Consider the following 12,946-nt stretch of genomic DNA (forward strand, 5'->3'; position numbering starts at 1 on the left):
GCAGCGCAACCATTTTTAGGCTTTTGGCGTTACAAAAATACCTTGCCATGATACGATCCAATGATAGCCGAGGTTTGCAAGCTATCAATCCACCACACTACTAAGCGACGTCTGCAATCGTAAATGTTCGTCCATTTCTCTGTCGTACAGGTACACAAAGAGCACGGCCATCATATCGCTGAAGCCTTCGGTTGGATTGCTGGTTTCAAGAATTAATTTGTAATCATGATCGGCATAGAGCGTCAAGCCTTCTTCACTGGCATAGACCGGGACTTTCTTCAGTCCTATTTTACCGTCGTAGTTCTCACATTGAAAGGTATACACGGCAGTATCTGCCGTAATATCATAGAGTGTGAAAGATTGGGCGTGCGGGTGTAAATGGGCAGCCATAGCATGAATGGTGGTGTCTTCCGTTAACTCCAACTGGTACGTGACATTGAACTCATAGTGATAGTTTCCTTCGGGCAAGATCCAGTGTGCAGATAATTTTTCGCCGTCCTTATTTAAGAAGGAATGGTTCTTAAGGTCTATGGGCGTGCACAAGGTGGGATCCTTCTTCTTATTGGGATTGTAAGGGTTCTCCCTATCGTAGTCCTGCAATAGGACCAATGCTCTGGGTACTAAAGGTTTTAATTGACTTTGGGGTGGAGCGAACTCGAACGAGATATGATGCTTCACTTTAAAAAAGGCATCCTTAATGTTATGATTAAGTGTTCTGGACGCTACAATGAACTTATCGTTGGCTGCCACCGGAAATCCAAATCCTTTTGGGAATTGCAATTGGTTGATCCCGTTGGATAAAGTACCCAAACGGGGATATTGCGCATTGATGCGCTGTGGGAAATTCAAATTCTTATAGTGGATCGGGTCAAAGAAATCGATGTTGGTATGACATAAAAAATCGTTGTTGTGAACGTTTGTACCCTCTCGGTATACTTCAGCTTTGAAGCCTGTGATCCATTTCAGCCTGTCCGAATCGGGGTTGAGATCCAAATTGAGCATTGCTTGAGGACCATCCATGGACTGATAGATATTATCAACTAGCAGGTCGGGCGATTCTAGGGTGACCAAGCCGTCCTTGCGTTGGATCTCCCAATCGTGATCTATAATCCTGAAGGTATGAAGCAAGGTTGTCTTAACGATCGCCTGATGCCGGTTAGAGAGCGAGAAATAACCAATAATCCCTACCACTACACATGTGGCAAGAAGAATCAACATTCCTTTCAGCGAGACTATCCGTATTTTCTTCAAGGTGCTAACTTTAATGGCATAAAGATACAGAAATGAGAGTCGTTGCGTCGAATCTTAGATTTCTTTTAGTCAAAAAGAGACTATATTTTTGTTATTTTCTTTCAGAATCTCCCAAATACTAGGCCATTTAGCCATTCGCTTCCATGTTTACTTCCTGTTAACAAAATTCATTTTCTATCCGCATAATTAATCGTATTTTTAACCCTTAATCTTGTAGGAAATTGATGGGTAAAATAATTGCGATCGCAAACCAAAAAGGAGGAGTGGGAAAAACCACAACATCCGTTAATTTGGCCGCCTCTCTGGGCGTTTTGGAAAAGAAGATTTTACTAATAGACGCAGATCCTCAAGCCAATGCAACTTCGGGTCTTGGCATTGATGTAGAGAACGTGGAAATTGGCACCTACCAATTGCTCGAGCACACGATAAAAGCAAAAGAGGCAATTATAAAAACCAGTTCTCCCAATTTAGATCTCATTCCCTCACACATAGATCTTGTAGCCATAGAGATTGAATTGGTGGATAAGGAGAATCGTGAATCGATGCTGAAAAAAGCCATTGAAGGTCTTAAAAGCGAGTATGATTTTATCTTGATCGATTGTGCGCCCTCACTAGGATTGTTGACATTGAATGCCCTTACGGCGGCCGACAGTGTGATCATCCCCATTCAGTGCGAATATTTTGCATTGGAAGGATTAGGGAAACTGCTTAATACCATTAAAAGCGTACAGAAGATCCATAACGAGCAATTGGATATTGAAGGTCTGTTGCTCACTATGTACGATTCGCGTCTCCGACTTTCAAATCAGGTAGTCGATGAGGTGAAAAAACATTTCGATGAGATGGTATTCAAAACAATCATTCAGCGAAACGTGCGTTTAAGTGAAGCCCCTAGTTATGGCGAGAGTATTATTAGTTATGATGCCGGCAGTAAAGGAGCCAATAATTACTTAAGCTTGGCACAAGAATTAATTGAAAAAAATCAATAAGGGCTCATGGCAAAAGCAACTAAAAAACAAGCTTTGGGACGCGGACTTTCTGCCCTGCTGAAAGATCCGTCTAACGATATTCGTTCTGCAACCGACAAGAACGCAGACAAAGTAGTAGGAAGTATTGTAGAATTGGAGTTGGATACCATCGAGGTCAATCCTTTTCAACCAAGAACCAGTTTTAACGAAGAATCGCTTCGGGAATTAGCCTCTTCCATTAAGGAATTAGGCGTCATTCAACCCATTACGGTTCGAAAAATGGACTTCAATAAATTTCAGTTGGTAAGCGGGGAACGACGATTCCGTGCATCAAAACTTATTGGTCTGGAGACCATACCTGCTTATATCCGCATAGCGAACGACCAAGAGTCCTTAGAAATGGCGTTGGTGGAAAATATCCAGCGTCAGGACCTAGACCCAATTGAGATCGCCCTCTCCTACCAGCGATTGATAGAAGAGATCGAGGTTACCCAAGAAGAACTAAGTGATCGCGTTGGGAAGAATCGCTCTACCATTGCAAACTATTTGCGCCTTTTAAAATTGGATCCCATTGTGCAAACAGGTATGCGGGACGGTTTTATATCCATGGGACACGGACGTGCGCTTATTAACATTGAAGACACTAACGACCAATTGGAGATCTACGAAAAGATCCTCTCACAACAGCTATCGGTTCGCGATACAGAAGCCTTAGTTCGAAAACACAAATCGCCTACCAATTCCGATACCGCTAAACAAAAATCTGTTCCTTCCTTTGCCAAAGAAGCCAAAAAAGATCTGGCGGCTTTATTCGACAGTAAGGTAGATGTAAAAGTGTCAAATTCAGGGAAAGGCCAACTCATCGTTCCTTTTAAGAACAAGGAAGACCTGCAACGTATCCTCAAGCTAATTAAACGTGAAGATTAAGATACGCCATATCTTCTTGCTCATCATAGGCTATGGAAGTATGTTTTCCCAAACTACGGATTCACTTTCAGTAACTGAAGAAAAAGTATTGATCGTTGAAGATCCCGGCACGTCCAAAGAAGCCTACAATCCGTTGGCGCCCTCCAAAGCTGCCTTCTACTCCGCCGTCCTACCGGGACTGGGACAAGCCTACAACAAAAAATACTGGAAAATTCCTATTATCTATGCCGGCATCGCTACAGGCGTGTATTTCTACATAGACAACGACAACGATTACGACCGGTTTCGCGATGCCTATAAGCGCAGGTTAGCCGGATTTACCGATGACGAGTTTCAAGGCATTTCGACCGACCGTTTAATCGATGCGCAACGCACGGCGCAAAAGAACAAAGATGTAAGTATCATCGTGGCTTTGGCGTTCTATCTGGTCAATATTGTAGACGCCAATGTGGATGCACATTTAAAACAATTCAATGTGAGTGATGACCTGTCACTGGAGCCTAGTTTTGAGTTAAATCGTATCGACTCGCATCCAAACTACGGACTCTCCTTAAAATTTCAACTAAAATGAAGTTAGCACTGCTGGGATACGGCAAAATGGGACAGACCATTGAACGACTTGCGAAAGAACAGGGGCATGAGATCGTCTATAAACGATCCAGTAGTACTTCGGAAGGGCATTTGAAGGACGCCGAAGCCGCGATAGAATTCTCCTCTCCTGAAGCTGCCGTCGAAAACATCACAAGCTGTTTTGAGCACGGTATTCCAGTGATTTCCGGCACTACCGGTTGGTTAGATCGCTATGAAGAAGTATTAAAAATAGGTAAAGACCGTAACGCTAGCTTTATCTATGCGTCAAACTTCAGTATTGGCGTAAATCTCTTTTTTAGTATCAATGCATACGCCGCCAAGTTGTTTGAACCTTGGAAAGAGTATACCGCATCGATCGAAGAGATCCATCACACACAAAAGAAGGATGCCCCCAGTGGCACCGCCATTTCGTTGGCAGAAGGCATTTTAGAGCATTCCGATAAAAAGGAGTGGAAACTGGACAGGCAAAGTGATGATGCCCTAACCATCACCGCAAAGCGTATTGAAGATGTTAAAGGTACGCATATCATTCGATATGACTCTGCCATAGATTCGATATCACTGGAACATGAAGCACATTCCCGAGACGGATTCGCAAAAGGAGCCATCCTTGCTGCGGAATGGTTACAAGGAAAGAAAGGCATTTACAGTATGAAAGATGTGCTTCAAATTAAATAACCAAAGTAAACCGAAGGCAAAGCCTTCAGAAAAAAAACATATATGAGTTGGACAGAATGGTTCTTGTTTATCCTACTGGTACAAGTAGTTCACTTTTTAGGGACTTGGAAATTATATAAGATCGCCGGAAGGCAAGCTTGGGAGGCTGCTATTCCCATTTACAACGCGGTGGTCCTAATGAAGATCATTAACAGACCTTGGTGGTGGACCCTTCTTCTTTTCGTTCCTATAGTGAACCTCATCATGTTTCCTGTGGTTTGGGTGGAAACGTTGCGCAGTTTCGGACGAAACAGTGCCACAGACACCGCATTGGTCTTAGTGACCTTCGGTCTTTACATCTATTATGTTAACTATACACAGCAAATCTCCCACATCAAGGACCGAAGTCTCAAGCCTCGAACCTCAACCGGTGAATGGGTAAGCAGCATCCTGTTTGCGGTGGTAGCTGCCACTATTGTGCATACCTACTTTATGCAGCCGTTTACCATACCTACGTCTTCCTTAGAGAAAACTTTACTCGTTGGTGATTTTCTTTTTGTAAGCAAATATCATTATGGTGCAAGAGCTCCTATGACACCTATCTCATTTCCAATGGTGCACGATACCATCCCTGTGGTAAAGACCCGCTCCTACCTCCCGGAACCGCAAATCCCGTATTTCAGATTTCCGGGATTTCAGGAGATCGAGCGCAACGACATTGTAGTCTTTAGTTGGCCGGTTGATACCTTGATCGATATCAATCCGGGTACCATGCGGGGCAGTGTACAAAAACCCATCGATAAAAAATCGAATTACGTTAAGCGCTGTGTGGGATTGCCAGGGGATTCCCTGGAAGTGCGAGACGGCTATGTCTATATAAATGGAGAAAAGAACCAACTTCCCGATCGCGCCAAATTACAATTCGGATACCAATTTGCGACCTCAAAACCATTGAATCCAAAGTTTGCGGCAGAACAATACAATCTTACCGATCTGTACCCGTTGGACGATCCTCCTTCGTATAGGGTGTTCCAAACACATATGACTAACGAGGAATACGAGAAGTTCAAGAATTATCCTAATCTCGATACCATCGTTAAAACCGGTGCGCCAAAAGGGCAATGGAGCAAGTCTGTTTTTCCGTACGATGCGAACTATCAATGGAACAACGATCACTTTGGCCCTATCTACATTCCGAAGGCAGGAGCAACAGTTGCCATCACACCTGAAAGTCTTCCTTTCTATAAGCGGATTATTGAAGTGTATGAGGGAAGTGAACTAGGTATTGATAACAAGATCACACAATCGGGTACTCAAATTATGCTTAACGGCGCAGCACTTACCGAGTATACCTTTAAAATGGACTACTATTGGATGATGGGAGATAACCGTAACAATTCTCAAGATGCACGCACTTGGGGATATGTTCCATTTAACCATGTAGTTGGAAAACCGGTATTCGTTTGGATGAGCTGGAACAGCAATGGGAAAGGTATAGCCAATAAAATTAGATGGGAGCGTATGTTCACTACTGTTGGAGGTACCGGCGAACCGGTCTCTTACTTCAAGTATTTCCTTCTTGCAGTGATCGCTTGGTTTGCTTTCGATTTCTTCAGAAAAAGAAGAAAAAAACAAAAGGTGAATTCGTAAACCTTTCTTTGTACGTGTGCTAAATAATCAAATCAACCATGTTGAAAGAGATTCTCATTTATCCAACTTATTTTCCTTGCATTGCGCAGATGGTAGCGGTGGCACAGGCAGATGCAGTGGTGTTGGAACTTGAGGACAACTACCAGAAACAGACCTATCGTAATCGCGCCTATATTGCTCATAATAACGGAAGATTACTGCTCAATGTGCCTGTTAAACATGCATCCGACGGAATGCGTCAAAAGACAAAAGAGGTGATAGTAGAGAATGATTTCAACTGGCAGAAACAACATTGGAGATCGATACAAACGGCCTATAGAACCTCTCCTTTTTTTGAATTCTACGAAGATGAACTGGCACCTTTTTTTACTGAAGAAGTCGCCGGATTGCAAGTACACAATCTGCGCATTTTTTTGGTTTTATGTGATCTGCTCGGCATAGAAACTTCCATTTCCACCACAACCGAATATTATAAATCTCCTTTACAACGGGATCTACGGCACATGGTAAATGCACGCAGGGAAAAGAATTATGACCTGGAGACCTATACACAGGTTTTAGAAGCACACCATGATTTTTTACCCAATCTTTCCGTTTTGGATCTATTGTGCAATGAAGGTCCTAATTCCTTATCCTATCTGGAATCCCAACAACTTAATTTTTAGTCATCTGAAGGGGTAGAAGATTGTGTTCCCCACCCTAGCGTTGCCTTTACAGGATAGTGATCTGAGAAGGATTTCTTTATTGTCTTAAACTGAAGGACATCAAACCTATCTGAAGCGAGAATATAGTCAATACGCATAGGATAGCCGTCAAATTTAAAGGTGGTCCCAATTCCCCTACCTCGCTCTACAAATGCATCGGTCATTTCTTCTTGGAGTTTTCTGTAGACATACGAGAAGGGTGTGTTGTTAAAATCACCACATATTATCACCGGATACGGAGACATCGCTTTATGCGCCAATATAGCGGCCGACTGCCCTTCCTGCATCACGAATGCCCGTGACATACGTTTACGCAGCCGTTCCTTATCTCCTTCCTGAAGAAATTCCACTCTGGGAAGAATGCCCAGTGATTGCAAGTGCAAATTGTAAATACGAACCGTGTCTTTCCCTTTTACCACATCGGCAAAAAGGGTATTGTTATGCGAATTGTCAAAATCGAATGCCCCCGTTTTCGCAAATGGGAATTTTGAAAAAATGGCGTGGCCCAATTTGTTATTCCCGTCTTTAAAATGAATGAACTGGTAAGGATATTCTGAAAAGTCGAAGGTGCTCTCCCTGTAATATTCTTGAATACAGATAATATCCGGTGTATCGTTTTGAATGATGTTGTGTATGGTTTCTGAAACCCCTTCGGAAGGATCTTTCTCATAAGCATTGAAAAGTCGCACATTGTAGCTTAGCAACGACAGGGATTGTGCATATTCTGAAGCATCCCCTTCAGAAGAAAATTCAAAGAAGGGATTAAAATGAAAGTATGCGATGATCAATACCACCATCGATACTAGAAATGTACGTTTCCCCCGAAACATCCAGTAGATCATGAACAACACATTAAGCAACAATAAAGGCGAAACTGCCAGACTTAGTAACGAAAGTGTTGGAAAGTCCGATGGTCTAAGATAGGGCAACACAAAAGAGATCACTAGCAGTATCACGGCAATGATATTGCACCAGTAAATCACCGAATGTAATAACCCCTTTTTTGAACGCATTGGTTAGTCTTCTTTTCCTGCTTTAAACAGAAAATCTTTTTCAGCCTTAGTAAGGCTGTCGTACCCGCTCTTTCCTATCTTATCTAAAATAGCATCTACTTTTTTCTGATAGCCCGTCTTGTCTTCTGTCTTTTTAGAACGTGCTGTTTTATGCGGTGTTGTACGATGTACTTTTTTAAACGGCTTTTTAGTCCGTGGCGTGAACCACGCTTCCACCTTGTCCATGATCGTTTCAAACCATTTACCAATATCGTTTCCTTTCGCCAATTGCAAGGCATACACGTACCCCAATAAAGCTCCGCCTAAATGTGCTAGCAATCCGCCGGCATTCCCCGAACCGGGAAGTTGAACCAGATCCTTGATGACAAAGAATGCAGCAATGTGCCACAGTTTCACGGTAAAAAAGATAATTCGCACTTGAGTGTTTGGTGTATAGGTGGCAATAAAGACTACAATCGCCGTAACGGCCGCCGATGCTCCTAATAGATACCCCCTGCTGTTGGAAAATACAGGAAACAAATTGTACGAAAGCACGTAAAGGAGTCCGCCGCAAAGGGCGCCCAAAAGATATACTGCAAGAAAACGTTTTGCACTAAACAGGTTTAGAATAAAGTTGCTAAACCAATACAGCCACAGCATATTCCAGAACAAATGCCAAAAGCCAAAATGTAAAAAGCTGTACGTTAGAAACGACCAGGGTTGCAGGATGAACTCTCCGAAAGAATCCGGCAGCACGAACCAGGCTGTCAACTGTTCTCGCGGGATATCGAATAAGAAGGCTACCAGATTCACCACCAAAAAGATCGCCAGATTGATAACGATCAATTTGATCGCTACCGAAGCCGTTTTAAATTGATATGATAGATTGTTTGCCGCCATAGTTAATACCAGCGTGTGTTATCAAAACTATTCTTTTTCCAGTAATACGCCATAATAAACCCAAACAATGCGCCTCCAATATGGGCCCAATTAGCAATATTCTGTCCAAATAATGAAAAGCCTGTTACTCCGGAGAACAGATCCAATAGGATCAAAGCCGGAATAAAATATTTCGCCTTAATAGGCACCGGAAGGAAGATCAACATAAGCTCCACATTGGGGTACATAAGACCAAAGGCTACCAAAACCCCATAGATCGCTCCAGAAGCTCCTACCGCAGGAACATTCCATGCGCCAAAGAATTGCTTCATAGCTTCACTGCTCACATTGGAGATATCCCGCCAACTTCCTGGTTCTAAAGTTTTGTTAAGCATATCCCAGATCTCGGCATCACTCGCCCCTAATGCGCTTAACGTATCAAATCCACTGTGAAACTGTAAATACCCTACGAGTGAATGTATCAATGCCGCCCCCAATCCGGCTGAGAAATAGAAAAAGAGGAACTTCGTACGTCCCCATCGCATTTCCAATGGTGAACCAAAGGCCCAAAGCGCATACATATTGAACAAAATGTGCATGAATCCGCCGTGCATGAACATGTGCGTTATTGGCTGCCAAAACTTGAAGTTAGGGTTCTCAAAATAGAACAAGGAGAATAACCGGTATGAAATATCTTCAGACATCAAAGTTCCAATAAAGAACAATGCGTTGATGATAATTAATACTTTAACGGTTTCAGTGATTCTTCCCATCTAGTTAAATTTTTTGTCAAAGTCGGTTACATCAAACGTAACTAACACTGGTTTGTTGTTGGGAGCAATACTTGGCTCCTTGCAAGCGAACAGTTGATTCACCAAGTGTTCCTGTTCGCTTCGGTTCAAGGCAATTCCGGTTCGTACCGCCATACTTTTTGCCATGGATTTCGCCAATAGGTCGTTTTGGCTGAAGCCTGCATCCGGTACTTCTTCTTTAATATCATTGATGAGACGTTCCAATACGCCGGCTACCTGACTCTCTAACAAATTCACCGGAATACCGTTGATACTCAGCTGCTCTTCTCCTATTTCTGAAAAGACAAAGCCGGTATGCTCCAATTGTTCTTTTACTTTTTCGAGAATTTCCAAGTCGGGAGTCGAAAAATGAAGTGTCAACGGAAACAATAGCTGCTGACTTACGGCTTCTTGTACTGTTATGTTCTTCAGCAATTCTTCATACAAAATGCGTTGGTGCGCCAAATGCTGGTGGATCACCATCATACCACTTTTAATAGGGCTTATAATATATTTATTGTGGAGCTGAAAGGTGATCTGTCCTTCAACATCGGCGGTCGTTTCGAACAGGCGACCGCTTACTTCCTCACTTTCAAATTCTATGTCTTCTAAGCCTGAAACAACCCCTTCTTCCTGTTTCAATCCTACATACAGCGATTCCCAAGAAGCGCCTTTCTCACGTTTGTATGGGAAAGAAATATTGCGTTGCGCACCTTCTTTTTGAAATGGATTAAAATTCTTATCGACTTCTATGGTTGGTGCGACAGGTTGTTTTTTACTGTACTCGTATGGGGTCTCGAAACCCGAATCTTTATTAAAATCCAATACTGGAGCAATACTGAATTGCCCCAGACTATGTTTAATCGTTGCCCGAAGCATGGCATAAATGGCATGCTCATCGTCAAACTTGATCTCCGTCTTCGTGGGATGAATGTTAATATCGATGGAGTGCGGATCTACCGAAAGGAACAAGAAATAACCCGGTTGTGCCCCGTCCTTGAGCAGTCCTTCGAAGGCGTTACTTACCGCATGATGTAAGTACGGACTCTTTATGAACCTATCGTTCACAAAAAAAAACTGTTCGCCCCTACTTTTTTTTGCAAACTGTGGTTTAATGACAAACCCTTCCACTTTTACGATCTCGGTCTCTTCAGAAACGGGTACTAATTTTTCGTTTGTCTTACTTCCGAAGATATTCACGATACGCTGCCGCGCATTGCTCGCAGGTAAATTGAACACATCGTTCCCGTTGTGCAACATTGAAAAAGCCACTTGGGGATGCGCTAATGCAACTCTGTGGAACTCATCAATGATATGCCGTGTTTCCACCGGATTACTTTTTAGGAAGTTTCGGCGCGCCGGAATATTATAAAAAAGATTTTTTACTGAAATGGTCGTGCCTCTAGGCACTACAGCTGCCTCCTGAGAGGTAACCTCACTACCTTCGATACAGATCTTCGTTCCCACTTCGGAAGTTTCGGTGCGGGTCTTTAATTCCACATGCGCAATGGCAGCAATGGAAGCCAAAGCTTCACCGCGGAAGCCCTTGGTATGTAAGTTGAAAAGGTCGTCGGCCGTTTTTATCTTGGAGGTGGCATGTCTTTCAAAACAAAGTCGTGCGTCTGTAACGCTCATCCCAATACCATCATCGGTGACCTGTACAAGCGTCTTTCCTGCATCCTTGACCAGCAAGGTTATTTTGGTCGCGCCGGCGTCTATGGCATTTTCCAGCAGTTCCTTGACCACGGAAGCAGGACGTTGAACGACCTCTCCGGCTGCAATTTGATTGGCAACATGATCCGGTAAAAGCTGAATGATATCAGTCATTAGTATTGCTGAAAAAATATGGACAAATCGAAATCGATAATGTACAGGAATAGCAAGACCAGAGCAGCCGTGATAAGGATAATGCGTTTATTGACACCGCGGTTCTTAGAAGCCTTGAGTTCTTCCCACGCGTTTTTGAATTTCCCTTTCAACCCGGGAGACGTCCCAACAGTCGATCTAAACGCATCAAATTTATGACGTATCTCATAAGGGTTTCCTTCGCCTTCGTGTTTGTAGTAACGCGGATTATAACTAAATTTTTTGTTCTTGCGTGATTTTAAAATTCCCATAACTAATCGTTTTCAAATGTACTTAAATTACGGCAGTTTTAGAAGTACTTTGCCGTCCATTCTTGTAAACAATTATCGTTCCGAATGTGGAACCGTCCTGAAATTTTAAAATTTAGAATCCTTTCGCAACTGCGCCATCTTAATCGCAGCAATCGCAGCTTCAGTGCCTTTATTGCCGTGTTTTCCACCACTTCGGTCCATTGCCTGCTGACGGTTATTATCGGTAAGTACACAAAAGATCACAGGAATGTTATTCTGTACATTCAGGTCTTTGATTCCTTGCGCTACGGCTTCACACACGTAATCGAAGTGCTTGGTTTCACCTTGGATCACGCTTCCTATGGCAATAACAGCATCTAACATATCGTAGCTTTGTTGCATGAGTTTGCAGCCGTAGCTAAGTTCGAAGCTTCCGGGTACATTCCAACGCACAATATTATCATTGATTGCTCCACAGTCTTTTAGCGCATCGAAAGCTCCTTGGAACATACCTTCGGTGATCTCATGGTTCCATTCAGAAACAACGATCCCAAACCGAAAGTCTTTCGCGTTTGGGATCGTGTCTTTATCGTAGGTTGATAAATTTTTATGGTTTGTAGCCATCTATTCTTGCATTGCTTCGGCCTGACCAATATACAGGTTGGCTTTTGTGGCTTCAGCCGATTTTGGATACTCTTCGTTAATTCGATTAAAATGCTTCAAGGCAACATCAAATTTGTTAAGGCTCATGGCTGTTAGGCCGGCTTTCAGAAGAAAACGAGGCGCTGTAACTTCATTATCGCTTAACGATACCGCCTTCTCATAATAACCTAATGCGTCATCGGGCTGTCCCAATTGGGCGAATGCATCGCCAATAGCGCCTTTGGCCAAGGGTCCGAGCATCGCATCATCGCTTTTAAAGTCGTCCAAATGGTCAATGGCTTTTTGATATTCACCTGTGTTGATGTATGCCATTCCTGCGTAATAATTGGCAAGATTTCCTGCCGGAGTCCCGCCATAATTATCAATAATATCCAAGAAACCGTATTGACCTTCACCACCGTTCAGGGACAGGTTATAAAGCGAATCCTTAGCCGTTGCGGTCAAAGCTTGCTCAAAATAGTCCTGAGCTTGATACATCTCATTCATAGCCTCGCTTTCTTTGGGACCTTGGATAAATTGCTGATATCCTAAATATCCTAAGACACACAACGCCACAGCACCTACTGTAATGAGAATATACTTTTGGTTCTTTTCAACCCAAGCCTCGGTTCTGGAGGCCCCTTCATCTAAAGTATTGAATACCTCTGCTGTTGTACTGTTCTCTTCTAATTGAGATTGCTTTTCGACTTTTGTTTTCGGTTTACCACCTCTTTTCTTGTAGGTTGCCATAGATTTCTTTATTGAAGCGCAAAAATAAAATTTTTATTAGAATTTAAA

14 protein-coding genes are annotated in these 12,946 nt (G+C 42.9%); 6 read left to right on the forward strand and 8 right to left on the reverse strand.

Translation table 11 applies throughout. From position 1 onward, the window contains the following. Positions 1 to 84: 84 nt before the first annotated feature. On the reverse strand, positions 85 to 1,251 hold the full coding sequence (locus AACZ11_RS07135; RefSeq protein ID WP_290624845.1) for a hypothetical protein: 1,167 nt from the start codon (positions 1,249 to 1,251) through the stop codon (positions 85 to 87). Positions 1,252 to 1,475: 224 nt separating this feature from the next. Here AACZ11_RS07135 and AACZ11_RS07140 point away from each other — a divergent pair, with 224 nt between their 5' ends. Genes AACZ11_RS07140 through AACZ11_RS07165 form a run of 6 tightly spaced genes read left to right on the forward strand, consistent with a single transcriptional unit; the run spans position 1,476 to position 6,709 of the window. Then, positions 1,476 to 2,240 (forward strand): AAA family ATPase, encoded by a 765-nt coding sequence (locus tag AACZ11_RS07140; RefSeq protein ID WP_290624846.1) that lies wholly within the window; start codon positions 1,476 to 1,478, stop codon positions 2,238 to 2,240. Between the two features lie 6 nt (positions 2,241 to 2,246). Then, positions 2,247 to 3,146 (forward strand): ParB/RepB/Spo0J family partition protein, encoded by a 900-nt coding sequence (locus AACZ11_RS07145; RefSeq protein WP_290624847.1) that lies wholly within the window; start codon positions 2,247 to 2,249, stop codon positions 3,144 to 3,146. Beyond that, a complete protein-coding gene (locus AACZ11_RS07150) occupies positions 3,136 to 3,717 on the forward strand; it encodes a DUF5683 domain-containing protein (protein ID WP_290624848.1) in 582 nt (193 codons plus the stop codon). Before AACZ11_RS07145 ends, AACZ11_RS07150 begins: the two co-directional genes overlap by 11 nt. Next, positions 3,714 to 4,415 (forward strand): 4-hydroxy-tetrahydrodipicolinate reductase, encoded by a 702-nt coding sequence (gene dapB, locus AACZ11_RS07155; RefSeq protein ID WP_339831969.1) that lies wholly within the window; start codon positions 3,714 to 3,716, stop codon positions 4,413 to 4,415. The genes AACZ11_RS07150 and dapB overlap by 4 nt, the downstream gene beginning before the upstream one ends. A gap of 42 nt (positions 4,416 to 4,457) precedes the next feature. Next, positions 4,458 to 6,044, forward strand: coding sequence for a signal peptidase I (gene lepB / locus AACZ11_RS07160; protein WP_290624850.1), 1,587 nt, complete (start codon positions 4,458 to 4,460; stop codon positions 6,042 to 6,044). Positions 6,045 to 6,082: 38 nt separating this feature from the next. Beyond that, positions 6,083 to 6,709 (forward strand): WbqC family protein, encoded by a 627-nt coding sequence (locus tag AACZ11_RS07165; protein ID WP_290624851.1) that lies wholly within the window; start codon positions 6,083 to 6,085, stop codon positions 6,707 to 6,709. Here AACZ11_RS07165 and AACZ11_RS07170 read toward each other — a convergent pair. From AACZ11_RS07170 to AACZ11_RS07200, 7 genes are all read right to left on the reverse strand, one after another. Then, positions 6,706 to 7,761, reverse strand: a complete 1,056-nt coding sequence (locus AACZ11_RS07170; protein WP_290624852.1) for an endonuclease/exonuclease/phosphatase family protein — start codon at positions 7,759 to 7,761, stop codon at positions 6,706 to 6,708. The genes AACZ11_RS07165 and AACZ11_RS07170 overlap by 4 nt on opposite strands. Positions 7,762 to 7,764: 3 nt before the next feature. Continuing rightward, positions 7,765 to 8,640: a rhomboid family intramembrane serine protease gene (locus AACZ11_RS07175; RefSeq protein WP_290624853.1), complete on the reverse strand. Its 876-nt coding sequence runs from the start codon at positions 8,638 to 8,640 to the stop codon at positions 7,765 to 7,767. A 2-nt stretch (positions 8,641 to 8,642) separates the two neighbouring features. Beyond that, positions 8,643 to 9,392, reverse strand: coding sequence for a rhomboid family intramembrane serine protease (locus tag AACZ11_RS07180; protein ID WP_290624854.1), 750 nt, complete (start codon positions 9,390 to 9,392; stop codon positions 8,643 to 8,645). After that, entirely contained in the window at positions 9,393 to 11,237 is a 1,845-nt protein-coding gene (mutL, locus tag AACZ11_RS07185) for a DNA mismatch repair endonuclease MutL (protein ID WP_290624855.1), read from the reverse strand. It abuts the gene before it with no gap. After that, a complete protein-coding gene (locus AACZ11_RS07190) occupies positions 11,237 to 11,527 on the reverse strand; it encodes a riboflavin synthase subunit beta (RefSeq protein ID WP_290624856.1) in 291 nt (96 codons plus the stop codon). The genes mutL and AACZ11_RS07190 overlap by 1 nt, the downstream gene beginning before the upstream one ends. 105 nt (positions 11,528 to 11,632) lie before the next feature. Continuing rightward, positions 11,633 to 12,130, reverse strand: a complete 498-nt coding sequence (ribH, locus tag AACZ11_RS07195) for a 6,7-dimethyl-8-ribityllumazine synthase (protein WP_339831974.1) — start codon at positions 12,128 to 12,130, stop codon at positions 11,633 to 11,635. Further along, complete coding sequence (locus AACZ11_RS07200) at positions 12,131 to 12,898, reverse strand: tetratricopeptide repeat protein (protein WP_290624858.1); 768 nt, start codon at positions 12,896 to 12,898, stop codon at positions 12,131 to 12,133. Between the last annotated feature and the right edge of the window lie 48 nt (positions 12,899 to 12,946).

This window comes from uncultured Altibacter sp., assembly GCF_963972995.1.
Lineage (GTDB): Bacteria > Bacteroidota > Bacteroidia > Flavobacteriales > Flavobacteriaceae > Altibacter.

Bases quoted from the DNA above. Each gene is read 5' to 3' on its own strand.
- AACZ11_RS07140 (WP_290624846.1), top strand. From the start codon at position 1,476: ATGGGTAAAATAATTGCGATCGCAAACCAAAAAGGAGGAGTGGGAAAA.
- AACZ11_RS07145 (WP_290624847.1), top strand. From the start codon at position 2,247: ATGGCAAAAGCAACTAAAAAACAAGCTTTGGGACGCGGACTTTCTGCC.
- dapB (WP_339831969.1), top strand. From the start codon at position 3,714: ATGAAGTTAGCACTGCTGGGATACGGCAAAATGGGACAGACCATTGAA.
- lepB (WP_290624850.1), top strand. From the start codon at position 4,458: ATGAGTTGGACAGAATGGTTCTTGTTTATCCTACTGGTACAAGTAGTT.
- AACZ11_RS07165 (WP_290624851.1), top strand. From the start codon at position 6,083: ATGTTGAAAGAGATTCTCATTTATCCAACTTATTTTCCTTGCATTGCG.
- AACZ11_RS07170 (WP_290624852.1), bottom strand. From the start codon at position 7,761: ATGCGTTCAAAAAAGGGGTTATTACATTCGGTGATTTACTGGTGCAAT.
- AACZ11_RS07175 (WP_290624853.1), bottom strand. From the start codon at position 8,640: ATGGCGGCAAACAATCTATCATATCAATTTAAAACGGCTTCGGTAGCG.
- AACZ11_RS07180 (WP_290624854.1), bottom strand. From the start codon at position 9,392: ATGGGAAGAATCACTGAAACCGTTAAAGTATTAATTATCATCAACGCA.
- mutL (WP_290624855.1), bottom strand. From the start codon at position 11,237: ATGACTGATATCATTCAGCTTTTACCGGATCATGTTGCCAATCAAATT.
- AACZ11_RS07190 (WP_290624856.1), bottom strand. From the start codon at position 11,527: ATGGGAATTTTAAAATCACGCAAGAACAAAAAATTTAGTTATAATCCG.
- ribH (WP_339831974.1), bottom strand. From the start codon at position 12,130: ATGGCTACAAACCATAAAAATTTATCAACCTACGATAAAGACACGATC.
- AACZ11_RS07200 (WP_290624858.1), bottom strand. From the start codon at position 12,898: ATGGCAACCTACAAGAAAAGAGGTGGTAAACCGAAAACAAAAGTCGAA.